General features: G+C 72.4%; 21 protein-coding genes. 15 read left to right on the top strand and 6 right to left on the bottom strand.

The window, feature by feature from the left end:
• Nucleotides 1-192 precede the first annotated feature (192 nt).
• The gene (locus OG410_RS03645) at nucleotides 193-1,128 is read left to right on the top strand and encodes an anti-sigma factor RsbA family regulatory protein (protein ID WP_329297768.1); all 936 of its coding nucleotides are present in this window, start codon (nucleotides 193-195) and stop codon (nucleotides 1,126-1,128) included.
• A gap of 113 nt (nucleotides 1,129-1,241) precedes the next feature.
• On the opposite strand, the gene OG410_RS03640 is transcribed toward OG410_RS03645, so the two are convergent.
• Complete coding sequence (locus tag OG410_RS03640; RefSeq protein ID WP_329297767.1) at nucleotides 1,242-1,811, bottom strand: Dps family protein; 570 nt, start codon at nucleotides 1,809-1,811, stop codon at nucleotides 1,242-1,244.
• A gap of 332 nt (nucleotides 1,812-2,143) precedes the next feature.
• Between OG410_RS03640 and OG410_RS42515 the strand changes: the two genes are divergently transcribed.
• The 10 genes from OG410_RS42515 (at nucleotide 2,144) to OG410_RS03590 (ending at nucleotide 10,472) form a co-directional block, all read left to right on the top strand.
• Nucleotides 2,144-2,551 (top strand): DUF5133 domain-containing protein, encoded by a 408-nt coding sequence (locus OG410_RS42515; RefSeq protein WP_443063705.1) that lies wholly within the window; start codon nucleotides 2,144-2,146, stop codon nucleotides 2,549-2,551.
• 107 nt (nucleotides 2,552-2,658) lie between these two features.
• Nucleotides 2,659-3,078, top strand: a complete 420-nt coding sequence (locus OG410_RS03630) for a hypothetical protein (protein WP_329297766.1) — start codon at nucleotides 2,659-2,661, stop codon at nucleotides 3,076-3,078.
• Nucleotides 3,079-3,442: 364 nt separating this feature from the next.
• On the top strand, nucleotides 3,443-3,619 hold the full coding sequence (locus OG410_RS03625) for a hypothetical protein (RefSeq protein ID WP_192582574.1): 177 nt from the start codon (nucleotides 3,443-3,445) through the stop codon (nucleotides 3,617-3,619).
• Nucleotides 3,620-3,850: 231 nt separating this feature from the next.
• A complete protein-coding gene (locus tag OG410_RS03620; RefSeq protein WP_443063704.1) occupies nucleotides 3,851-5,518 on the top strand; it encodes a PP2C family protein-serine/threonine phosphatase in 1,668 nt (555 codons plus the stop codon).
• The gene (locus tag OG410_RS03615; protein WP_329297764.1) at nucleotides 5,515-6,624 is read left to right on the top strand and encodes a cobalamin B12-binding domain-containing protein; all 1,110 of its coding nucleotides are present in this window, start codon (nucleotides 5,515-5,517) and stop codon (nucleotides 6,622-6,624) included. The genes OG410_RS03620 and OG410_RS03615 overlap by 4 nt, the downstream gene beginning before the upstream one ends.
• Complete coding sequence (locus OG410_RS03610; protein WP_329297763.1) at nucleotides 6,621-7,004, top strand: STAS domain-containing protein; 384 nt, start codon at nucleotides 6,621-6,623, stop codon at nucleotides 7,002-7,004. The genes OG410_RS03615 and OG410_RS03610 overlap by 4 nt, the downstream gene beginning before the upstream one ends.
• Nucleotides 7,005-7,163: 159 nt before the next feature.
• The gene (locus tag OG410_RS03605) at nucleotides 7,164-7,529 is read left to right on the top strand and encodes a PRC-barrel domain-containing protein (protein WP_328664613.1); all 366 of its coding nucleotides are present in this window, start codon (nucleotides 7,164-7,166) and stop codon (nucleotides 7,527-7,529) included.
• 197 nt (nucleotides 7,530-7,726) lie between these two features.
• Nucleotides 7,727-8,650 carry a YihY/virulence factor BrkB family protein gene (locus tag OG410_RS03600; protein WP_329297762.1) on the top strand — a complete coding sequence of 308 codons (924 nt, stop codon included), beginning with the start codon at nucleotides 7,727-7,729 and terminating at the stop codon, nucleotides 8,648-8,650.
• Nucleotides 8,651-8,731: 81 nt separating this feature from the next.
• The gene (locus OG410_RS03595; RefSeq protein WP_326789817.1) at nucleotides 8,732-9,010 is read left to right on the top strand and encodes a GlsB/YeaQ/YmgE family stress response membrane protein; all 279 of its coding nucleotides are present in this window, start codon (nucleotides 8,732-8,734) and stop codon (nucleotides 9,008-9,010) included.
• Nucleotides 9,011-9,263: 253 nt separating this feature from the next.
• Nucleotides 9,264-10,472, top strand: a complete 1,209-nt coding sequence (locus OG410_RS03590; protein WP_329297761.1) for a cysteine desulfurase-like protein — start codon at nucleotides 9,264-9,266, stop codon at nucleotides 10,470-10,472.
• Between the two features lie 76 nt (nucleotides 10,473-10,548).
• On the opposite strand, the gene OG410_RS03585 is transcribed toward OG410_RS03590, so the two are convergent.
• From OG410_RS03585 to OG410_RS03570, 4 genes are all read right to left on the bottom strand, one after another.
• Nucleotides 10,549-11,640 carry a MerR family transcriptional regulator gene (locus tag OG410_RS03585; protein ID WP_443063873.1) on the bottom strand — a complete coding sequence of 364 codons (1,092 nt, stop codon included), beginning with the start codon at nucleotides 11,638-11,640 and terminating at the stop codon, nucleotides 10,549-10,551.
• A 256-nt stretch (nucleotides 11,641-11,896) separates the two neighbouring features.
• Nucleotides 11,897-12,784, bottom strand: a complete 888-nt coding sequence (locus tag OG410_RS03580; protein WP_329297759.1) for an oxygenase MpaB family protein — start codon at nucleotides 12,782-12,784, stop codon at nucleotides 11,897-11,899.
• A gap of 216 nt (nucleotides 12,785-13,000) precedes the next feature.
• Nucleotides 13,001-13,951, bottom strand: coding sequence for an ornithine cyclodeaminase family protein (locus OG410_RS03575; RefSeq protein ID WP_329297758.1), 951 nt, complete (start codon nucleotides 13,949-13,951; stop codon nucleotides 13,001-13,003).
• Nucleotides 13,948-14,871 carry an IclR family transcriptional regulator gene (locus OG410_RS03570; protein WP_329297757.1) on the bottom strand — a complete coding sequence of 308 codons (924 nt, stop codon included), beginning with the start codon at nucleotides 14,869-14,871 and terminating at the stop codon, nucleotides 13,948-13,950. The genes OG410_RS03575 and OG410_RS03570 overlap by 4 nt, the downstream gene beginning before the upstream one ends.
• A 243-nt stretch (nucleotides 14,872-15,114) precedes the next feature.
• Between OG410_RS03570 and OG410_RS03565 the strand changes: the two genes are divergently transcribed.
• The 4 genes from OG410_RS03565 (at nucleotide 15,115) to OG410_RS03550 (ending at nucleotide 19,812) form a co-directional block, all read left to right on the top strand.
• A complete protein-coding gene (locus tag OG410_RS03565; RefSeq protein WP_329297756.1) occupies nucleotides 15,115-16,542 on the top strand; it encodes an amidohydrolase family protein in 1,428 nt (475 codons plus the stop codon).
• Nucleotides 16,539-17,618 (top strand): dipeptidase, encoded by a 1,080-nt coding sequence (locus OG410_RS03560; protein WP_329297755.1) that lies wholly within the window; start codon nucleotides 16,539-16,541, stop codon nucleotides 17,616-17,618. Before OG410_RS03565 ends, OG410_RS03560 begins: the two co-directional genes overlap by 4 nt.
• 359 nt (nucleotides 17,619-17,977) lie before the next feature.
• Nucleotides 17,978-19,327, top strand: coding sequence for a transaminase (locus OG410_RS03555; RefSeq protein WP_329297754.1), 1,350 nt, complete (start codon nucleotides 17,978-17,980; stop codon nucleotides 19,325-19,327).
• Nucleotides 19,328-19,371: 44 nt separating this feature from the next.
• A complete protein-coding gene (locus tag OG410_RS03550) occupies nucleotides 19,372-19,812 on the top strand; it encodes an Lrp/AsnC family transcriptional regulator (RefSeq protein WP_328456425.1) in 441 nt (146 codons plus the stop codon).
• Nucleotides 19,813-19,905: 93 nt separating this feature from the next.
• On the opposite strand, the gene OG410_RS03545 is transcribed toward OG410_RS03550, so the two are convergent.
• Nucleotides 19,906-22,131 (bottom strand): FUSC family protein, encoded by a 2,226-nt coding sequence (locus tag OG410_RS03545; RefSeq protein ID WP_329297753.1) that lies wholly within the window; start codon nucleotides 22,129-22,131, stop codon nucleotides 19,906-19,908.
• Nucleotides 22,132-22,141 lie beyond the last annotated feature (10 nt).

Raw genomic sequence — 22,141 nt, 5'->3', positions numbered from 1 at the left:
GGAAGGAGAGCGCCGTCGCGACGGCGCTCTCGCGTCCGGGGGCCTGCCCCGCTGTCGTGACGGCGACGTAAAATGGATCGCGGGGTGAGTCCGTGGGTATCGAGCGGCGAGTCGGCCGAGCGCACACGCGCTCACCCTTGGTGCGCCCCGACGCGGGACCGCTCGACGGCCCCGGGGCGCGGTGATCGTGCCATGACTACGGCGGCACTTCGCGACGATCCCTTCGTCCACCCCGCGCTCGTCTACGACGACGACCGTGAGTACGTGGAAGGGACGACACGTTTCGTCTCCGACGGCGTAGCCGCGGGGGAGCCGGTGGCGGTGGCCGTCCCCGCCCCGCGACTGGAACTCATCCGCGGCGCCCTGGGGCCCTTGGGCGCCGGCGTCCGATGGATCGACATGACGCGGGCGGGCCTGAACCCGGGCCGCATCATCCCCTCCGTCCTGCGGGCGTTCGCCGACGCCCATCAGGACGTCCACGTACGGATCATCGGCGAGCCCGTCTGGCACGGCCGTACGGCGGTGGAGTACCCGGCCTGCGTCCAGCACGAAGCCCTGATCAACCGGGCGTTCGCGGGACGCGACGTGACGATCCTGTGCCCGTACGACGGGCGCGCCCTCTCCCCGGACGTGATCGCCGACGCCCACGCCACACACCCGGTCGTGATCAGTTCCGGCCGGCAGAGCGTCAGCCCGGCCTACGACCCGGACGGGGTGCTGACGCGCTTCAACCAGGCGCTGCGCCACCCCCCGGGAGCGGCGGCGGTCCGTTTCGACGCCGAACTCCTGCCCGTCGCCCGTGACTTCGCCCTCGCCGAGGCCCGGGGCCGGGGGATGACAGCGGCCCGGCTGCACGACCTGAACCTCGTCGTCGCGGAGCTGACGACCAACAGTGTGGTGCACGGGGGTGGTTCGGGGACCCTGAGGATCTGGGCGGAGAGCGAGCAGATCGTGTGCGAGGCGCAGGACGAGGGCCGGCTCAGCGATCCCCTGGCTGGCCGGCATCCCGTGCGTCCCGACCAGATCGGCGGACGGGGCCTGTTCCTCGTGCACTTCCTGTCGGACCTCGTCCGTGTGCACACCGACGCCTCCGGGACGACGGTGCGCAGCTACATCGGCCGTGACTGACCGGCTGACCGGCTCACCACGCACGGCGGCCGTGGGGCCCGGACCTGTGTTCCCGGTCCGGGCCCCACGGCCGCCGTGTAGCGCCGTGTACCGCCGTGTTCTTCCGGCGGCCCCTAGCCCGCGGTGCCCTGCCGGGCCGATCGCGCCGCCTCGCGCTCCGTGCGGGCCCCGGCCTGCGACAGCGACCCGCCCGAACTCTCCAGGTGCGCCCGGACGAACCACTGGAACTGTTCGAGCGCGCGGAGCTGTTCGATGAGAAGGTCCTCGGTCACCGGGTCGATCTTGCCGACCTCGGCCACGGCCGCGCGGTGCTCCTGCACGATCCCCGTGTAGACGAGGTCGAGGGCGCCGAGGTGGGCGATGGCGTCGGCGCGGCCGACGCTGTAGTCGTCCCAGGTCCGTTCGGCGACGAGCGCTCCCGGTGTGCCGTGCGGAACCCCGCCGAGGGCGGAGATCCGTTCGGCGGCGTCGTCCGCCATGTCGCGCACGCGGTCCACCTGCGGGTCGAGCATTTCGTGAACGGCGATGAAATGCGGGCCCACCACGTTCCAGTGGATGTGTTTCAGCGTGAGCGACAGGTCGTTGAGGGCGTGCAGCCGCATGCTCAGCAGATCGATGATCCGCCCGCCGTCGTGCGGGCTGAGGCCGGGGACCGTGTAGTTCGGTGTCGTGGAAGTCGTCATGTTCCTTTCCTTCACACAGATCTTTGGTACGGGTTCCGGCGCGAGGGCGTCCGTGGCGGGGCTGCCGGCAGTGCCACCGGCCGCGACCGCCGCCGGACGCGCCGGGCAGGGGAACCGTCGCCATCAACGTCCGGTGCCTCCAAGTGCCCTGGTTCGTTTGCGTCACACCTTTTCGCCCGGGTGCCGGTCCGTTCCGCACGCGACGGGCGGAAGCGGCGGGATGCCGTCATCGGGGCGCCGTTGGGCCACATAGGTTGTCTGGGGCGGTTGTTGGGAATGAACCGTGGCGAACCCGGGCACACGGACGGAAACTCGAGAGAGGAGCCCTCGCCGTGCTCGTGCCCGACCCGAAGGTTGTCCGGAGGCTGCTGACGCGTTACGCGGCCCTGAAGATCGCGTACGCCGAGAAGGAGACCCTGGAGACGGCCCGCGGCCTGGAGGACGTCACGTACACGCTCTGTGTGATGACGGGAACGACCAGCGTGCGCGACGCCGTCGTCGCCGCCGACGCCCTGCTCGTGGCCGGGGAGAAGCGGCGCGAAGCGCGGCAGGCCGGACTGCTGGGGAGTGTGACGTCCCCGGCTCCCTCGCCGAAGGCGGTGTCCGCGGCCGCCCCGCCGCTCGCACAGCAGCCCACCGAGGTGCGGACGCTGAACGGCCGGCGTCTCCCGTCCCGAACGTGGCCGCACCCGGACGGCGGGGGCTCGATGGCGGCGGGTTCCTGTCCTTCGAACGGCTGAACTACCTAGTCGGCCCCCGCTCGTTCTCCTGCTGTGAGCATCGTCGAGGCGGAGATGAGGAATCGATGAGCCGACACAGCAAAGGCCGTAGGCACCGCAAGGTGAACATGACGCCCCGTCCGGTCGGACCGAGGAGATCGCCCCGCGAAGTCCGGGAGCAGGTCCGGGAGCAGGTGGGCGCGGGTGCGGTCGGCCCGCAGCCGGCGCGGGCCAAGCCTCCCATTCCCGGGCAGGACGCGAACGGGGAAAGGGCCGAGGTCGTGTCCAGGACGGTGAGCGAGAGCGGTCTGAGCCGCCATGCCGTGCGCACGTGGGAGCGTCTGGCGGAAGCGGGCGCCGAGGGTGTCGAGGTCGCGGAACTCACCGTGGCCGTGGGCTTCCGGCGCTCCACCGTGCTCGGGCATCTGAAGGGTCTGGCCGGACTCGGACTGGCCGAGGACCACGAGAGCGTGTGGCGGGCGACCGGCCCGGCGGACGGCGCGGCCGCGCGTGAGGGTGTGGGGGTTTCGGCCGGGAGCGTTTCCTAGGACGGAGGTCCGTGGCGGCGCTTGCCGGGCGATCCACCCGCGTCCAAGCGCCGCCAGCCCCGGCGTGCCCGCCCCGCCGATGTCCGTGCGCCGCCTGCCCCTGGCGTGCTTGCTCCGCGTGTGCCTGGCCCCTGCGTTCTCGCCTCCTGCGTGCCCGAACGCGGCTGTCGCCCCCGGCGTGCCCGCCCCCTGCCTGTCGTCCCCGCGTGCCCGCCTCCGTGTGCGTGCCCACCCTCCGCGGGTTGCCGTACGGCCCTTGCCGGAAGGGGATTCGGCGGATCCGTCACGCGACGTAGTGTCGGGCGGCCTTCTCGGGGCATCCGGACTCCGTCGCTCGACTGCCGGACCTTCACAAGGAGTCCTCATGCTCGGCATAGCTGCCGCCGTACTGCTGTTCATCGCGTTCCTGATCAACGCCGGTGACGTCTCGACCAATCACGTGTTCACGTCCACCAACGTCATGCTCATCGGGCTCGCCCTGCTCGCCCTTCACCTCTCGGGCGTCGGCGGGGGCTGGACGACGCGCAGCCGTCGCCGCTGACGGGCGGGGACCGTCTCCCCGGCGGTGTGCGCTGTCGACGCGGTTGACGCGGTTGACGCGGATGACGCGGATGACGCGGATGACGCGACGGCGCCCGCCGGCCGGAACGGTCCTTTTCGTATGACTTCGCCCGGGTGACTTGCCGTGGCGCGGTCCGCCACGAGATGGTTGTCGGACGGAAACAATCTGTCGCCCGGAAAGGTGGTGGGCTCGCCGAGCGGGCCCTTGCTCGTGGACACTTCCCAGCAACCTCCCGCCGGCCCGCGTGGCGCCGGTCCGGCCGCCACGTGGGGTTTCGCCCCCTGCCCCGTGGTGGTCGCCGATCCGTCCGGCGGTGTGGTCGACACGAACGCCGCGGCGGCCACGCTCTTCCCCGACGCGATCGCCGGGGCGTGGCTGGAGGACGTGGTCCCCGCGTGGATGGCCGACGCCCACACACGGCTGCGGGACCTCGTGCCCGGGCCACGGACCCCCGGTCCCGGCGCGTCCGTGCACGGCCCGGTGGGCGACCGGACCTTCGAGGCGCATCCCACCCCCACGGACGACGGCCACGTCATGTGGTGGCTGGTCGACGACACCGACCGGCGGCTGGCGGAGGACGCCCTCAGGACCGAACGGGAACGCGCCGCCTTCCTGGCCGGCGCGTCGAGCGCCCTGCTGTCGTCACTGAACGTCGAACGGTGCATGGAGGTGACGGCGGAGCTGGCCGCCGGACACCTCGCCGACGCCGCCGTGATCGTCGCCCCTCCGCGCGGGCGCAAGGTCCAGCTCACGTACTGCGGGCCCGACGGCTCCGTGGTGCACCGGACGGTGCGGAACGACGTACAGGAGCTGCCGGGGCTCAGTGAGGCCCTGCGCGGATTCCCACCCGTACCGTCCCGCTGGATCGACCCGGCCACCGTTCCCGGATGGGCCGTGCCGGAGGGGTTCACCGAACCGGTCGGCTCGGCCGTCGTGACCCCGCTGCCCGGCCACGGGGTGCCCGCGGGCGCCCTGATCCTGCTCCGGTCGAGCCGCCAGGCCGCCTTCACGGAGAGCGAGGAGATCTTCGCCCGGCTCTTCGCCTCACGCGCCGGAGCCGCCATGTCCGCAGCCCGGATGTACGCCGAACAGGCCGCCATCACGGCGACGTTGATGCGCGAGCTGCTGCCGCCCCGGCTGCACGCGGTGCACGGGGTCGAGTTCGCCGGACGGTACCGCCCAGCGGGCCGGGCCGAACGCGTCGGCGGTGACTTCTACGACGTCCACCCCGGCGCGGACGAGGGACAGGAATCCCTCGTCGTCCTCGGGGACGTCTGCGGCAAGGGACTCGAGGCCGCCGTGCTGACCGGCAAGATCCGCAACACGGTGCAGGCGCTCCTGCCGCTCGCCGACGACCACCAGCGGCTGCTGGGACTGCTCAACGGCGCGCTGATGAACTCCCATCACACCCGCTTCGCCACCCTGGCCATGGCCTCTGTGGTGCGCCGCGCGGGCATCGTCCATCTGCGGGTCACCAGCGCGGGACATCCCGCTCCGCTGATCGTGCGGGCCGACGGCGCGGTCGAGCAGGCCGGCACACGCGGGACCCTCATCGGCGCGTTCTGGGACGTCAGCTCCACCACGGCCCGGATCGAACTCGCGCCCGGCGAGACCTGTCTCTTCTTCACGGACGGCATCACCGAGGCCAGGGGAGGGCCGCTGGGGGACGAGTTCTTCGGCGCCCTGCGGCTGGAGACGGCGCTCGCGCAGTGCGCCGGCATGCCCGCCGAGGCCGTGGTGGAGCACATCCAGATGCTCGCCTCGCAATGGGTCGGACGCGGCGGCCACGACGACATGGCGACGGTCGCGGTCACCGCACCCCACCACGCGCATCTGAGTGCGGTGAACGGCCACACCCGGGGCAGGTACACGGGATGAGCCCACCCCTCCCACAGCACGCCGACGCCGCGTCGTTCGGCCCCGCCCGTGAACTCCTGTGGTCGGCGGTCCACCAGGGCGACGAGCGCCGTGCCGCGGCCGTCGTCCTGGACGCCCTGGAGTCGTCGGCCGATCCCGAGACCGTCCTGCTCGACCTGATCGCCCCGGTGCAGACGAGAGTCGGCACGGAGTGGGCGGCGAACCGGCTCACCGTCGCCCAGGAACACACCGCCACCGCCATCCACGAGCGGGTCATCGCCGTCCTCGCCCACCACCCGGACCGGCGGAGAGAGGCGCCGACCGGACCTCGTGTCACGGTGGCCTGCGTCGACGGAGAGTGGCATGCCTTGCCGGCCAGGCTTCTCGCGGAGGTGCTGCGGCTGCGCGGCTGGCGGGTGGACTTCCTCGGAGCGCACGTGCCCACCCCGCATCTCATCGCGCACCTGCACCGGACGGGACCGCGGGCGGTGGCGCTCTCCTCCTCGATCCCCACCCATCTGCCCACCGCGCACATGGCCGTCACGGCGTGTCAGGCGGCGGGTGTGCCCGTCATCGCGGGCGGCGCCGCCTTCGGCCCCGACGGCCGCTACGCCCGCGCCCTGGGGGCCGACGGATGGGCCCCCGACGCCAGGGGCGCGGCGGCGGTCCTCGAACGGGGCCTCGACCGCCCCGGCCCCCCGGCCGTCCACCGGACCGTGGACCATCTGCCGCACCTGGCCGACCAGGAATACACGATCGTCGCCGGGACGACGCACCAGCTCGTCAAGCAGACACTGGCGGACCTGGAGGAGCGGTTCGAGCCGCTGCGCGGTTACACCGAGCGGCAGCGGCGGCACACCGCCGAGGACCTCGCGCACATCGTCGAGTACCTGGCCACGTCCCTGTACGTCGCCGACGACGAGCTGTTCACGAGATTCGTCCTCTGGACCGCGGACATCCTGACCGCCCGCCGTGTCCCCGCGCGGAGCCTGGACCCCGCGCTGGACCTGCTGGCCCGGCAACTCAAGGACTTCCCGCGCGCCTGCCGCACGCTGGCCCGCGCGCGCGAGGCGCTCGGAGACCGAACGCCGCTGCCCACGATCCCCGGCCCCGGAAAGCCCGCATGACCACTTCACATCCCCCCGCCTTCACGCTGACCGTCGACGTCCAGCCCGCCGCACTCGTGATCCGGGTCGCCGGAGATCTCGACTACGAGACGTGCGACGAACTGATGAGGGCCGTCGACCAGAACCTCTTCGCCCCCCGGGACTCCGAGGGACAGTTCCTCGAACTGCGCGTCGACTTCACCGGCCTCGGCATCATCGACTCCATGGGCCTGTCCACCCTGCTGATGATCCGTCGCCGTACGGACGCCGCGGGTGTGCGCCTGTGCCTCGATCAGCGGCCCCCCGGCCTGGAGCGGCTGTTGGAGATCACGGGAACGCTGGAGCACCTCACCGCACCCCGAGACGAGAGCGGCGGGGCGCGGAGTCCCGGGACCGGCTGACACGGCGTACGCCCCGGTCACGCACGCGGGGCGAACGGCACCGAGCCTGCGTATCAGCACGCCCGATTCATCGAATGCCCGCCGCATAGCGGGGTATTGGCAGCCCTGTGAGACGGCGCGGGGGCGTATCGGCGAACCCGCGAGCTGACGGAGGAAGACATGACGATCGACGAAATCTGGTCGTACGCACCGGAGTTCAACCACCCCGAAGCCAACGAACTGTCCGGTTACAGCGTCGAGGCGACCGACGGGACGATAGGACATGTCGACCGGCAGGCCGACGAATCGGGGATGCGGCACATCGTCGTCGACACCGGCGTCTGGGTGTTCGGCAAGAGTGTGCTGGTGCCCGTGGGTGTCGTCGCCGGCATCGACACGGAGTCCCAGAAGATCACCGTCGCGTGCACACGCGAGGAGATCAAATCGGCGCCGGTGTTCAAGACCGACCGCGAGACCATGGACCCCGCGTACCTGTCCAGCGTCGGGACCTACTACCGAAGCCTTCCGCCGAGGCAGCCCGCATGAGCCCTCGCGCGGTGACCTGCGGCGGTGCGCGCGCGGCCGGCCGCCACGGACGAGGTGAGCAGGCGTAGAGGGGCCCGCGCGTGGAAGGAGAGCCTCGACCGACTCCGCCGGACACGGGGTCCGGAACGCCGGCCGGACCGGCGCGGAGAGGTGAGGGATGAACAGACGAGGCGTCACGCGGTTCCCGGGGACCGGGCATGTCCGCTGAGTCGGGGCCCAACAGTGTCATCGAGGCGGTCCGCCCGGCACGGCTCCGCCGGTACGGGCCGCGGCTGCCCGCCCTCTGGTGGCCGGCGCTGCGCCGCACCCCGGTCTCGATGTGGAACGACGACGTGTCCGACTGGGCGGCCGCGCTGACGTACTACGCGATCCTCTCGGTGCTCCCGGCCCTGCTGGTCATGGTCATCGCCTTCGGCCTGATCAGTCCGGACACCGCCGAACAGTTCATCGCGCACGTCACGGCCTACGCGCCCGCGCAGTCGGGGGCCGAACTGCACCAGGCGCTGGGGGAGATGCTGCGGCAGCGGTCCGCCGCCTGGACGCTGCTGGTCACCGGTGCGGCCAGCGCGCTGTGGTCGGCGTCGAGCTACCTCGCGGTGTGCCGCAGGGCTCTGCACCGCATGCACGACGCGGCGGACCCCCGTTCGGCCTGGCGCACCGCGCACCGGCTGGTGCTGACCGCGCTGGCGCTTCTCGGACTGCTCGTCGTCAGCGCGCTCGTCCTGTTGCTGACCGGCCCCGTGGCCGAGGCCGCCGGCCGTGTCGTCGGGGTCGACGGCACGGTGGCCGTGGCGTGGAACCTGCTCCGCTGGCCCCTGTTGACGTGCCTGGTGGCCCTGCTGGTCCTCGTCGTGTTCCACACCGGGCCGCCGCCCGCCCGCCGTCGCCGGCACAGCCTGCCCGGCGGCGTCCTGGCCGCAGTCCTCTGGCTGGCCGTGTCGGCCGGATTCGCCCTGTACGCCTCCGTCCTCGGCGCCTACAGCCGGCTCTACGGGTCCCTCGCGGGCCCTGTCGTCTTCCTCGTGTGGCTGTGGCTGTCCAACCTCGCGCTGCTGGCCGGCGCGCAGTTCACGGCCGAACTCGACAAGGCCGCGGCGGCGAGGAACCGGGCGGCAGTCTGAGGTTCACAGGTTTGTTCCGGCCAGGACGGCGCACACGGACTGAGGAAGCCACATCTTGCACGGACGGACGATGGAGGAACTGTGGGCATCATCGCTTGGATTCTGATCGGGTTGCTTGCCGGTGCCATCGCCAAGCTGCTCCTGCCGGGCAAGGACCCGGGCGGGATCATCATCACCATGCTGATCGGGGTGGCGGGCGGCCTGCTGGGCGGCTGGCTGGGCAAGGTCGTCTTCGGCGTCGACTCGATCGACGGGTTCTTCGACCTGTCGACCTGGATCGCCGCCATCGCGGGATCGCTGATCCTCCTGGTTCTGTACCGCGTGCTGACGGGCAACAGCCGGTCGCACCGCCACGCCTGAAGGGGCCCTGGCCCGTTCGGCGCGTCATGACTCACGGCCTGGGGCCGGCACCGGAGTTCCCGGTTGCCGGCCCCAGGCCGTACGTCACCTCCTCGGGGCGCGCCCGGGGCGCCGCGCCGCCTTCCCACCGCGGCGGGCCTCCTGCCATGATCACCGGAGAACGCGCGGGCCCGCCCCGTCACGGGCATTCGACGGCCGGACCCCGTTCCGGGCCGCCCGGTGCGGGCCGCGCCGCAGCCAGTGAGGAGCCCGAGTGACGTACGACGTCGGCGCGCTGCGCGCCGAGATCCCCGCCCTGCTGTCCGGTGTCGCGCACTTCGACGGGCCGGGCGGCACCCAGACCCCGGCCCGGGTGGCCGGCGCGATCGCGGACGCGCTCACCGGCCCGCTGTCGATCCGGGGGCGCCTGACGCCGGGAGAGGTGAACGCGGAGAACCTCGTCCAGGGGTTCCGGCAGGCGGTGGCCGACCTGGTGGGCGGAGATCCGTCCGGAGTCGTCTTCGGCCGCAGCGCCACCCAGCTCACGTACGACGTCGCCCGGACGCTCGCGAAGGACTGGGCTCCCGGTGACGAGGTCGTCGTCAGCCGTCTCGACCACGACGCGAACATCCGGCCCTGGGTCCAGGCGGCCGAACGGGCCGGCGCCCAGGTGCGCTGGGCGGACTTCGACCCGGAGACGGGTGAACTCCCGTCCTCCGCGGTGGGCGCCCTGCTGACCGACCGCACCCGGCTGGTCGCGGTCACCGCCGCCTCGAACCTGACGGGGACCGTGCCCGACGTCGCCGGGATCGCCCACCTGGTCCACCGGCACCCACGGGCGCTGCTTCACGTGGACGGGGTGCACTACGCGGCGCACGCCTTCGTGGATCTCGCGCGGCTCGGTGCCGACTTCTTCGTGTGCTCGCCCTACAAGTTCCTCGGCCCGCACCACGGTGTTCTGACCGCGTCCCCGCAACTGCTGGAGCAACTGCGCCCCGACAAACTGCTGCCGTCCACCGACACGGTTCCCGAGCGGTTCGAACTCGGGACGCTGCCTTACGAGTTGCTCGCCGGCACCACCGCCGCGATCGACGTCCTCGCCGGCCTCTCGGGTGCCACGACGGGCAGGCGGCGAGACCGTCTGCGCTCGGCCTTCGCGGCGATCGGGCGACACGAGGAAGCGCTGCGTGAACGGTTGGAGGCGGGCCTCGCCGAACTTCCCGGTGTCACGGTCCGCTCCCGCGCGGCCCGTCGTACGCCCACCCTGCTGCTGACGTTCGACGGCCGGGAGGCGGCGGACGCCTCCGTGTACCTGGCGGACCGCGGTGTGCACGCACCCGCCGGATCGTTCTACGCGCTGGAGGCGTCCCGGCATCTCGGACTGGGGGACACCGGGGGTCTGCGGGTCGGGCTCTCGCCGTACAACGACAAGGACGACGTCGATCGGCTGCTGGAGGGTCTGGCGGCTTTCCTGCGGTCGTAGGCGCGGGGTCGGTCTCCCGCGTCGCGGGCCCGGTGCCGGGGTGAGCCGGGCCGCGGACGGGCGCGGGGCCGGCCGGTCAGGAGCGCATCGGTGTCGTCGGACCCGTTGCCCGGTCGTCCGCCCGGTCGTCCGGGGCGGTGAGCAGGCGGAGCGCCTCGGCGAGCTGACGCGGACGCAGGAGTCCGGGGCCCGGCTGTGTGTCCCAGCCCGGCCCGCTCAACAGGATCCGGCTCCGGGTTCGGGCTCCCCGTACTCCCCAGCGTGCGGCGGCGAGGTGCCGGGCGAGCGGCAGGTTCGCCGTCGACCACGACTGGGACCACAGGACGACCGCCGGGGGACCGACGCGTTGCACCGCCGCCATGAGTGCCTCGGGCGGGACGGCTCCGCCGAGGGTCACGGCGGGTACACGCCGTTCCGCGAGCGCCGCGTTGAGGGCCTCCAGGGGCAGGGTGTGCTGTTCGCCCGGAGTGCAGGCCAGCAGGACGGGCGACACCGCGGCGGGTGGTCCGTGCCCCGCCGCGGACACGTAGGCGTGTCGCAGGGTGGCGGAGACGTGCCAGGTCAGAAGGTGCTCGACCTCGACATAACGGTCTCCCGACGACTCCCATTTGCGGCCCACGGCCCGCAGGGCGGGCACCATCACGTCCTCCCAGGCCCTGGTCAGGCCGTGCGTACGGACCGCCGTCGCAAGCCGCTCCTGGACGGCGCGGGCGTCCAGCCGGACGGCGGCACGCGCGAGACCCCGGCCCTCCTGGGCCACGTCCGCCGACGGTGGCCCGGTGCCCGTCGGTGATTCCGGTGTCCCCAGGCCCGGAGCCGTCGTCGACGACGCTTCCGGGATCCGGACGCCGGTCCGCGTACGGGCGGTGGTCCGTGCCCGGGCGGCGAGGGCCGGTGACGCGGCGACACGGCCGCGAGCCGACTCCTTGGCCGCGCGGGCGGCTTCGGCGGGGGGCAGGCCGGCGGCGGTCAGCCGGCACATCTCCTGGACCATGGCCACGTCGTCGGGCGACCACCGGCGGTGGCGGCCGTCCGCCCGCACCGCGGGCCCCAGACCGTACCGCCGGTCCCAGGAGCGCAACGTCGTGGGCGACACCCCGAGCCTGCGCGCCAGGAAACCCGTCGTCACTCCCACCCCCGTGGTGTCCGGCTTGTCGTCGGCGCTCAGTTCCACGGAGCGGCTCCCGGGAGGACGGTGGACGGCGTTCCGGCGGAGGTGCCCCACCCACGGGTGGAGGAGCCCGGTGCACGGCGGCAGCGGATCATGACGGGCCTCGCCTCGATTCCCGAGCCGTCCGGGACCCGGCAGGTCCGCCGGGCTCACCCCTGCTTCGGCGTGGGGCGGCCCCCCGGATGCGGCGAACCGGCCCGTCGTACGCCCGCCCGGCCGACCGGGAGAGGCGGGCGGGTCTCGCGGGTACCGCTCACGTGACCGCGTGGACGGTTCGCGCGCGCTGCGGTGCCATCGCCCAGCGGACCGCCGAGGTGAAGGCGCTGCCGAGCGGACGTACGCACACGCTGTCCACCAGCGGCAGCCGTGGCAGCCGGAGTTCGGCGGCGGCCCAAGCGGGCAGCAGGGACACCGCGTTCGCGGCGAGCACCCCGTACGGCAGGCGGGCCACGAGCGGCACCGGCGGGTCCAGCAGGAGAAAGCGCGCGGCATCGCGGGCCTGTGCCGTCGCGCGCACCTCGCCGCGGTACGCGTTCAGCCGGTCCGCGAGCTCGGCACGGTTCGTGGGCGGGTCCAGGACGCCCAGCGCGGAGGCGACGCGGGCCGTGTCCGCCACGTAGGCGTCGCAGTCGGCTGCGGAGAGCGGCCGCGAGCCGTACCGCTGATGCGCGCGCAGGAAGCTGTCGATCTCCGCGACGTGGACCCACCCGAGGAGGTGGGGATCCGCCGCGTGATACGGCGTTCCCTCCGAGGTCACACCGCGCACCCGCTCATGGACCGCCCGTACCCGGTCGCAGGCGTCCTGGGCGCTCTCGGCCGTGCCGTAGGTCGTCACCGCGAGGAAGGTGCTGGTGCGCTGGAGTCTTCCCCATGGGTCCCCGCGGAAGCCCGAGTGCGCGGAGACGGCGGCCATGGCGAGCGGGTGCAGCGACTGGAGCAGCAGCGCGGAGAGGCCGCCGATGAACATCGACGCGTCCCCGTGCACGGTGCGGATGGGTCGGTCCGGGCCGAACCAGCGGGGCCCGGGCGTGCCGTGGATACGGGCGCGGTTCTTCGGTCCGTCCGGGCCCGCGACCCGGGTGAACAGGGCGCTGCCCAGCCGTTCCCGCACTCCGCCGCCGTCCGCTCCGGTCACTCTCATGGGGCACCGGCCTCCTCCGCGTCGTGCTCCGTCGCGCCCGCGGCCTGTTCCGGACCGGCCTGTCCGGGACTGCGGCCGTGGCATCCGGGGTCGCCCGCGGACCGGCGGAAACACCCTTCAGCATGGCCGAACCGGGGGAGGAAAGTCCACGGGGCCCATCGGTCACCGGGTGATGCCGGCGCCGACGAGCGGGACCGACGCTCACGGGGCGCCGCCTCACAGGGTGATACGCGTGCCCCATGCCTCGGCGCGGGCGACGGCGAAGGCGACATGGGCGGCCGCGACGTCCAGAGCGGCGTGGCCGGTCGACTTGAACAGCGTGAGCTCGTCCTCGTCGCGCCGCCCGGGGTGTTCGCCGCCGAGGACCGAGCCGAGGAGCGTCACGCGCCGCTCGGGCGGGAGGTCCTGCAACTCGTGGGCGCCGGAGGGGGGCCGGGTCGTGGCGGCGCCGTGCCATTCGGCGAAGAGGGTGGCGTCCCGGACCGTCTCGGCGTCCAGCTCGGGCCCGTGGGAGCCGCCCACCGAGCTGATGTGGGTGCCGGGGGCCAGCCATGCCCGACGGATCACCGGGAGGACGGCGCCGGTGCAGCAGAACACCGTGCCGGCCCCGCGTACCGCGTCCTCGATGCGCTCCTCCACGTTGCCGGCGGGGTGGAGCGCGGCGGCGCTCCCGGCGCGCCCGGGATCGCGGCCCGCGACGGAGACGGGGGTCTCGGGGGCCACGGCCGCGAGCAGTGCGATCTGGGCGCGCGCCTGCGCGCCCGTCCCGATGACGGCGACCCGGTCGGCGTCCGGACGGGCCAGCGCGCGGGCGCTCAGTGTGGCCGCCGCCGCGGTACGGATCTCGGTGAGAGGCTCCGCGTCCATCAGGGCCAGCGGACGACCGTCGGTCTCGTCGAAGAGCGCGACGATCCCCCGGTGGCTGCTGCGGCCCGGCCGTGCCGGGTCGGCGAACACCGAGACCAGCTTGGCCGCGAGCCCGAGACCGGGCACATGGCCGGGCATCGCGCCGAGCAGTCCGTGCGGAGTGTGCGCGGCGATCCGCGGCGGTACGGAGACCTCGTCGCGGCCGATGGCGACGAGGGCCGTGGCCACGGCGTCCAGGACGCGCCGCGGATCGAGTGCGGCGCGCGTCTGCGCCCCGTCGAGGAAGAGGATCTCGCTCATGCCGGGCCTTCGGTCGACGGGGACGGGGACGGGGAAGCGTCGGGGGAGGGGGTGAGGGGAGCGGACGTGGTCCGGGACGGGGACGAGGGCAGGGGCGACGCTTGGCCGGTGGCCTCGGTGGCCTCGGTGGCCTCGGTGGCCTCGGTGGCCGAGGGGACTCCGGTGACTTCGGAGGTTCCGGGGTTGGAGAGAATCCGCGCCAGTTCCTCCGTCGCCTCGCGCAGTCGCTCCCGCAGACCGGGAAGCCGCGCCTCGCCGAAGTCGGGGCCCAGTCCGACCAGGGTGAGGGCGCAGACGGGGGCGCCCGGACGCGTGACCACGGCGCGGGCGAGCGAGGCGACCGGCTGCTCGTTGCGCCCGTACTCGACGGCGAATCCGGTGCGTTCGGCGTTCTCGATGTCGGCCAGCAGCCCGTCGGGTCCCTCCAGCGGATACCCGGACTCCTCCGCGGCGCGCAGATAGGGGACCCGGTCGGCGGGGGAGAGGGCGGCGACCAGGGCGAGCGGGCCGGCGAACCGGTGAACGGGGAGTGCCTGGCCGGTCAGACTGCTGATCATCGCCAGACGGTCGGGTCGTACGACGTCGATCACGCGGGACCGGTCGACCTCGGGCACCTGAAGGTTGACCATCATGCCGGTGCGCTCGGACAGCGCCGCGAGAACCGGCCGGGCGAGGGCGCCGAGCGAGTTCCGGGCCGCCGAGGACGACAGTTGCAGGACTGCCGTGCCCGGCAGATAGCGGTCGCCGGCGCGCAGCACCCAGCCACGCCGGACCAGGTCGACGAGCACGCGGTAGGCGGTCGCGCGGTGCAGCCCGACCTCCTCGGCGAGGTCGACGAGACGCGGGGGCTGGGAGGCACGGGCCACGGCCTCGACCAGGTCCAAGGCCTTGTCCACCGCGGTGCGGGGTGCTGCGGGCACTTCCGGCCCCTCCTTGTGACGACGTGAGATGCGAGCGTACGGTAGCGCATGTTGCGAAAGACGATACGTCTGTTACGTAGAGCGTAACAAGATCTTTCAGGCGTCCCCGGTTCGAACAGAGCCGGTCCGGACAGAGCCGGTCCGGACAGAGCCGGTCCGGACAGAGCCGGTCCGGACAGAGCCGGTCCGAACGGAGTCGCGCCGGACGGAGCCGCTCCGGTAAGAGCTACTACTGAGGTGAAGATGACGGACGAGACTTCGGGCGCACCGACCCCGCACGCGCCCGCGGTGAAGGGAGCCGTCGCGGTGTACCGCGGCGCGACACTGTTCGACGGAACCGGTGGTCCGGTCCGGACCTCGACGTCGATCGTTATCGACGGTCCGGTCATCCGTGCCGTCGGGGACGATGTCGTGATCGCCGGGACCCTGCCCGCCGACGCCCAGGTCTTCGACCTCGACGGACGTTTCGTCATCCCCGGTCTGATCGACGCCCACCAGCACATCGCGACGCCGCCGGACCGGCCCGTCGCCGAGGCGGTGCTGCACCGGCTCGTCCACAGCGGGGTCACGGCCATCCGCGACATGGCCGACGACCTGCGCCAGGTCGGTGACCTGGCGAGGGCGACGCTCGTCGGCGAGATCCCCGGCCCCGACGTCCGCTACGCCGCGCTGATGGCAGGCCCCGGCTTCTTCGACGACCCGCGCACCCACCAGGTGTCCCAGGGTGAGACGCCCGGTGCCGTTCCGTGGATGCAGGCGATCACGAAGGACACCGACCTGCGGATCGCCGTCGCCCTGGCGCGCGGGACCCACGCCTCCGCGATCAAGGTGTACGCGGATCTCGACCACGCCACCGTCGCCGCCGTCACCGAGGAGGCGCACCGCCAGGGCATCCCCGTCTGGGCCCACGCCACCGTCTTCCCGGCCTCGCCCGGCCAGATCGTCGAGGCCGGCGCCGACAGCGTCTCCCATGTCACCCTGCTCGCCTTCGAGGGCACGGACGAACCGCTGACCAGCTACAAGACCAAGCCGAAGGTCGACCACGAGCGCTTCGCCGCCGGTGACGACCCCCGGGTCGAGGAACTGTTCGCCCTGATGCGGCGGCGGGGCACGGTCCTCGACGCGACCGCGGGCATGTGGGCGAGCGAGGCCCTCGCGGGCGAGGGTCCCGAGGACGCGGCGCGGGCTGCGGCCAACACCGAACTCGCCGCCGTGCTCACCGCCCAGGCCCACCGGGCCGGTGTGGAGATCGCGACCGGCACGGACTACGAGACCGACCCCGGGGACCCCTTCCCCGCCCTCTACGAGGAGTTGGAGTTCCTCGTGCGGCGCTGCGGGATGTCACCCGCGCAGGTGCTGCGCTCGGCCACGCTGATCGGTGCCCGGAGCGCCGGGGCCGAGGACATCATGGGCACTGTCGAAGCGGGCAAGCTCGCCAACTTCGTCGTCCTGGAGGACGATCCGCTGCGGGACATCGCGCATCTGCGCAGCGTCACGCTGACCGTCAAGCGCGGCCGACGCTTCGAGCGCCGGGACTTCGACGGCACCGCCCCCGGCGCCGGGCGGACCGAGGGCGCTCAGGGCCCCGGGTCCGAAGAGCCCGCTGTGACCCACCCCGTCGACGCGAGCCGCCCCGCCGAGTCGACCCACTCTGTCGAGGAGACCCGATGACCGACCTTCCCATGATCATCAACGCGCTCGGGCAGCTCGACAATCCGAACGCCCCCCAGTCGGCCGAGGCCGCCGCGCAGCTCAACCCCTCCAGCGAGCAGATGACCGTCGACGCCCGCACGTTGGCCGACGCCCACGCCTCCGGCCTCACCGCCGTCAACATCACCCTCGGCTACACGATGGGCGATCTGGCGCCCTACGAGCACACGCTCCACGAGATCGCCGTCTGGGACGGGATCATCCGGGACAACGCGGCCGACCTCCTCAAGGTCCGCACGGCCGCGGACATCCGCCGGGCCAGGGAGGAGGGCAGGATCGGTGTCGTCTACGGCTTCCAGAACGCCGTCGCGGTCGGCGAGGACACGGGGCGCATCGCCACGTTCGCCGATCTCGGTGTCAGGGTCGTCCAGCTCACGTACAACCAGGCCAATCACATCGGCGACGGCTCCATGGCGTCGGAGAACCGGGGCCTGACCGACTTCGGCCGGAGTGTCGTCGAGGCGCTCGACGAGCACCACCTGATGGTCGACCTCTCCCACAGCGGTGAGCGGACCTGTCTGGAGGCCGCCAAGACGGCGCGGGGCCCCGTGTCGATCAACCACACCGGCTGCCGCGCGCTCGCCGATCTCCCCCGCAACAAGACGGACGAGGAACTGCGCCTGGTGGCCTCGCGCGGCGGCTTCGTGGGCATCTACTTCATGCCCTTCCTGAACGTGTCGGGTCACGCGACGGCCGCCGACGTCGTGGAGCACATCGTCCACGCGGTCGACGTGTGCGGCGAGGACCACGTAGGCATCGGCACCGACGGGACCGTGACGTCCATCGACGACCTCGACGCGTACCGCTCGCATCTCGCCGAGCATGTGGCCCTGCGGCGCCAGGCGGGTGTCGGGGCGGCGGGGGAGCGCGACGACACGCTTCCCTTCGTGCTCGACCTGCGCGGAGTGGACCAGTTCCGGGAGCTCGTCCGCCTTCTGGAACAACGCGGCTACACCTCGGAGCGCATCGAGAAGATCCTCGGCAGGAACTTCCTGGACTTCGCGGACCGGGTGTGGGCCCCGGAGGCCGCCCGGTAGCCGGCTCCGGCACCCGGGCGGAGCGGGGTGGCGGGCGGTCGGACCGGATCCGCCCGCGGACCCCGTTCCCGGTCGTCAGGTCGTCAGGTCGTCGGGTCGTCCTGCCGTCCTGTCATCCGAATGCCGGGAGTCCCGTCACCCTCACCCGTACGAGCGGGCTCCGGCCGGCACGCCCGCCCCCGCGGCTGCCGGATCGAGCGTCATGACGAGAGTGACGGTCGAATCAGTTGTTTGTGCAATTGAATCGAGTGCTTGGGCTTGCTTCGGCGCCGTATACGTTCGTACGCTGGCCGAATCCGCTCGCCGAACGTGGCGTCGACCGAGCTCGCCGACCGGGTTCACCGACAGAGGAGCCCTTGATGGACCGCACACGCCTGCACCAGCTCCTGGCTCGGGAGAGCGCCGAGGCGGAGCGCCGCAACCCGCGGTCCAGGGCCGCGTACGAGCGCGCCGAGCACCTGTTCGGCAGAGTGCCGATGACCTGGATGAACAAGACCGCCGGTGCCTTCCCGCGCTATCTGGACAGCGCGCGCGGCGCCCGCGTCACCGACATCGACGGGCACGAGTACATCGACTTCTGTCTCGGCGACACGGGCGCGATGGCCGGTCACTCACCCGAGGTGGTCGCCGAGGCGGTGCGGACGAGGTTCGCCGAGAGCGGCGGCGCGACCGCGATGCTGCCCACCGAGGACGCGGAATGGGTGGGCGCCGAACTGACCCGCCGCTTCGGTCTGGCGCGCTGGAGCTTCTCGCTCACCGCGACCGACGCCAACCGCTGGTCCATCCGCCTGGCACGGGCGGTCACCGGCCGCCCGAAGATCCTGGTGAACAGCTACAGCTACCACGGCAGCGTCGACGAGTCGCTGATCGTCGTCGGCCCGGACGGACACGGCACCGCCCGCCCCGGAAACGTCGGAGCCCCCTGCGATGTCACCCTCACCAGCCGCGTCGCGGAGTTCAACGACCTGGAGCAGCTGGAGCGCGAGCTCGCGCACGGCGACGTCGCCGCCGTCCTCATGGAGCCCGCGCTCACCAACATCGGCATCGTGCTGCCCGAGCCGGGCTACCTGGAGGGCGTCCGTGCCCTGACGCGCCGCTACGGAAGCCTCCTCATCAACGACGAGACGCACACCTTCTCCGCCGGCCCCGGTGGCTGCACCGCCGCCTGGGGCCTGGAGCCGGACATGCTCACGATCGGCAAGGCGATCGGCGGAGGGATCCCGGCCGGCGCGTACGGGCTCTCGGCCGAACTCGCCGACAAGCTGCTCGGCCGCGCCGATCTCGACCTGGTCGACATGGGCGGTGTCGGCGGCACGCTCGCCGGGAACGCCCTCTCCACCGCGGCGACGCGCGCGACCCTGGAACACGTCCTCACCGACGCCGCGTTCGACACGATGGCCAAGCTCTCCGAACGCTTCGAGGCGGGTGTGCGGGCGGGAATCGACAGCTGGGGCCTGCCGTGGTCGGTGAGCCGGCTCGGAGCCCGTACGGAATACCGGTTCGCCGACCCCGCACCGCGCACCGGAACGGAATCGGCCGCGGCGGCGGACACCGAGCTGGAGGACTTCCTCCACCTGTACCTCGCCAACCGCGGCATCCTGCTGACGCCGTTCCACAACATGGCGCTCATGTGTCCGGCGACCACCGAGGAGGACGTGGACCGGCACACCGAGGTCTTCGCCGCCGCCCTGGCCGAACTGGCCGGCTGAACGGCCCCGTTAACCTTGGACCGGGTCAGCCGGAGAGGAACAGCGTGGACGAGATCGACCGGGCCATCCTGCGCGAACTGCAGATCGACGGCCGTATCGCCTATGCCGAACTCGGCCCCAAGGTCGGGCTGTCCGCGTCGGCGGCCCGCCAGCGCCTGCAACGCCTGCTCGACTCGCAGGCGGTCCAGGTCGTCGGCGTCACCGACCCGATGGGCATGGGCGGACAGGCGATGGCTCTGCTCGGCATCGCCGTGGACGGCGATCCGCGAGCGGTCGCCGACGCGCTGGCCGAACGGGCCGAGGTCGTCTACGCGGTCCTGACGTCGGGCGGCTTCGATCTGTTCGCCGAGGTCGTGTGTCCCGGACCGCGGGATCTGCTGGACTTCGTCAACGACGTCGTACGGCAGATCGAAGGCGTCCGGCAGGTGCAGTCGTTCCCCTACTTCGGGATCCATACGCACCGGTTCCTGTGGAACGTGGGCTGAGCAGACCCCCGGGCGCCCGGCCACGGTGCCATGCCCCCGCCCCGGCCACCGCGCCATGCCGTCGTCGCGGGCCCGCGCGACTCTTCACCGCGGCTACCGTGCCCCGCTCCGGGCGGGCTTCTTGCCGGGCGTCGAGATCCGCACCCCCAGCGGGCGGGCCAGACCGATCACCCCTTCGTCGAGACGCTGCAGATGGCGCAGGACACGGCCCGTGACGCGGTCGTGCCGGGGCGAGTCCGGCGTGTCCAACTCCAGCATGGCGGCGAGGCTCGCCCCGGTCTCCGCGACACCGTCCCCGGCGTCCGCCGCCACCCGGGCGACGAGGACGTCGATGTTGTGGCTGATCCGGCGGCCCGCCAGTTTGAGCCGGGGATCCGCGGCGACCGACCTGCTGTAGGGGAGGAGTTCGGCCGTCGCCGCCAGTGAACGCGCGTGATAGGCGCACGTCTCCAGCAGGGCGACGATGTAACGGGCGGTCTGACGGCGGGCCCGCCACGGAGTGATCGGGTGGGTCAGGGGTTTGGTGGAGGCCCGCAGTTTGTCCAGGGCCACGTCCAGCTCGCGGGCCTTGCCCAGCAGGTCGAGGGCGATACCGCCGCTGAGCTGCTCCACCGCCGCACCGCTGACGTCCCCGAGTCGGACGAGCACGGCGGCGAGGAGCTCGTCCGTACGGCGGTCGGTCTGCACCGGAAGGACGACGATGGCCGCGACCATCCCGCAGATCGCGCCGAGCGCCGTCTCCTCGATCCGCAGGACGAGCACTGCCGGACTGTAGGTGTTGAGCACCGTGTACAGCAGCCCCAGCATCGCCGTCACGAAGAAGGACATCAGGACGTACGACACAGGGGCGGTGAAGTACATGGCGAAGATGAACACCAGGACCAAGGCGAACGCGGTCCAGGTGTGGCCACCCACCACGCCTGCCAGAAGGACACCCGCGACCACGCCGAGGATCGTCCCCAGCAGTCGGCGATAGCCCTTAACCAGGATCTCCCCGGTCGAGGAGGTGTTCAGGAAGACGACCCAGCACGTCAGCACCGCCCAGTACCACCGTTGCGGGGAGAGCAGTTCCCCGCCGACGATGGCCAGGGTCGACCCGACCGAGACCTGTACCGCCGCCCGGGTCGTCGGCCGGTCAAGTCCCGTGGGGTGAGGCTCGTCCTCTTCGCCCTCCTCGGCGGCGATGGAGGCGTCCTCGGCGTCCAGCTCCTCGCGGGAACGTTTCGTCTCGGGGGAGTCGTCGGATTCGTCCTGGGGACCGTCGAGCGCCAGCCGCAGTCCGAGGGCGGCCCGCGTCGCCTCGCCGATGCCGCGGAAGACGTCCTGCACGGCCGCCGGGGCGTGCGGCAGGTTCTCCTCGTCCCGGTAGCCGAGCAGCCGGTTGCGGAGCTGGGCCACCCCGGCGCCGCGCTCACCCGAGACCGGGCCCACGACGAGTACTTGCAGTGCTTCGAGGTCGCGGTGCAGCGTCGCGATGGTGTCGTCCTGCTTCCGGAGCCGGTCTCCCGGCGCGGGCAGCGGCGCGTGCGGCAGATGCAGGGCGAGCGTGTCGGCCTGTTCGGCGCTGCGCGCGGTGAGGATGAGGACGCCGAGCCGTTCCGCGGCGATCTCGGCCTCGGCGACCCGCCGCTGGAGCAGTGAGGCGGTCGCACCGTTCGCGGTTCCCTCGTCCAGTCGGTCCTGGATCATCATCGCGCTCTCGTGCAGTCGCGCGGTGTGCAGCCGTACGTCGTCCAGGGCCTTCTCGACCTCGTCCTGACCGGCGTCGAGAAGGTCGATCTGGACGGACACCAACTGGGCCACCCGAGCCCGGAACGCCTTGCGCAGCCGTCCCAGGACCCGCTCGGTCGACTCGGCGATGACGGCGAAGCGCACCAGGGCACTGCAGGCGAAGCCGATGGCCAGTGTCGCCCAGAGTTCGGGAAGCGAAGCGTAGGTCGCTCCGCCGAACAGGGACAGGAAGTAGATCTGGAAGGCGATCAGCCCGAGCGCCGTACCGCGGTCTCCGTACCGGCGGCAGTAGACCGCGGCGAAGATCAGGGCGACGAAGCACGCGTCGCTCGCGACCGAATGACCGCGCAGCAGCGCGCCCAGCGACATCGCCATGACCGCCACGGGCAGGCCGAGCGCCAGCGTGACGGCCTGTTCGCCGCGGTGCTTCTCCTTGATGGAGAACGTGGCGACCATGGCGGTCATGGCTCCGGTCACCATGCGGCTGGGACCGGAGCCCATCAGGCCGAGGACGGCGAGGGTGAGGGCGATCGCGCCGACGGTCCGCAGTCCGGCCATGAGCCGCAGCAGGCCCGGGTCGGATGCCATGAACCGGTTC

The sequence above is a fragment of the Streptomyces sp. NBC_00659 genome, from assembly GCF_036226925.1.
In the GTDB taxonomy this organism is placed as follows: Bacteria; Actinomycetota; Actinomycetes; order Streptomycetales; family Streptomycetaceae; genus Streptomyces.
The sequence above is the reverse complement of the archived record's forward strand: the minus strand, read 5'-3'. Positions and strand labels throughout refer to the sequence as shown.

Excerpts from the sequence above, each read along its gene's own strand:
- OG410_RS03645 (WP_329297768.1), top strand. The coding sequence starts at position 193 with ATGACTACGGCGGCACTTCGCGACGATCCCTTCGTCCACCCCGCGCTC.
- OG410_RS03640 (WP_329297767.1), bottom strand. The coding sequence starts at position 1,811 with ATGACGACTTCCACGACACCGAACTACACGGTCCCCGGCCTCAGCCCG.
- OG410_RS03630 (WP_329297766.1), top strand. The coding sequence starts at position 2,659 with ATGACGCCCCGTCCGGTCGGACCGAGGAGATCGCCCCGCGAAGTCCGG.
- OG410_RS03625 (WP_192582574.1), top strand. The coding sequence starts at position 3,443 with ATGCTCGGCATAGCTGCCGCCGTACTGCTGTTCATCGCGTTCCTGATC.
- OG410_RS03615 (WP_329297764.1), top strand. The coding sequence starts at position 5,515 with ATGAGCCCACCCCTCCCACAGCACGCCGACGCCGCGTCGTTCGGCCCC.
- OG410_RS03610 (WP_329297763.1), top strand. The coding sequence starts at position 6,621 with ATGACCACTTCACATCCCCCCGCCTTCACGCTGACCGTCGACGTCCAG.
- OG410_RS03605 (WP_328664613.1), top strand. The coding sequence starts at position 7,164 with ATGACGATCGACGAAATCTGGTCGTACGCACCGGAGTTCAACCACCCC.
- OG410_RS03600 (WP_329297762.1), top strand. The coding sequence starts at position 7,727 with ATGTCCGCTGAGTCGGGGCCCAACAGTGTCATCGAGGCGGTCCGCCCG.
- OG410_RS03580 (WP_329297759.1), bottom strand. The coding sequence starts at position 12,784 with ATGAGAGTGACCGGAGCGGACGGCGGCGGAGTGCGGGAACGGCTGGGC.
- OG410_RS03575 (WP_329297758.1), bottom strand. The coding sequence starts at position 13,951 with ATGAGCGAGATCCTCTTCCTCGACGGGGCGCAGACGCGCGCCGCACTC.
- OG410_RS03565 (WP_329297756.1), top strand. The coding sequence starts at position 15,115 with ATGACGGACGAGACTTCGGGCGCACCGACCCCGCACGCGCCCGCGGTG.
- OG410_RS03560 (WP_329297755.1), top strand. The coding sequence starts at position 16,539 with ATGACCGACCTTCCCATGATCATCAACGCGCTCGGGCAGCTCGACAAT.
- OG410_RS03555 (WP_329297754.1), top strand. The coding sequence starts at position 17,978 with ATGGACCGCACACGCCTGCACCAGCTCCTGGCTCGGGAGAGCGCCGAG.
- OG410_RS03545 (WP_329297753.1), bottom strand. The coding sequence starts at position 22,131 with ATGGCATCCGACCCGGGCCTGCTGCGGCTCATGGCCGGACTGCGGACC.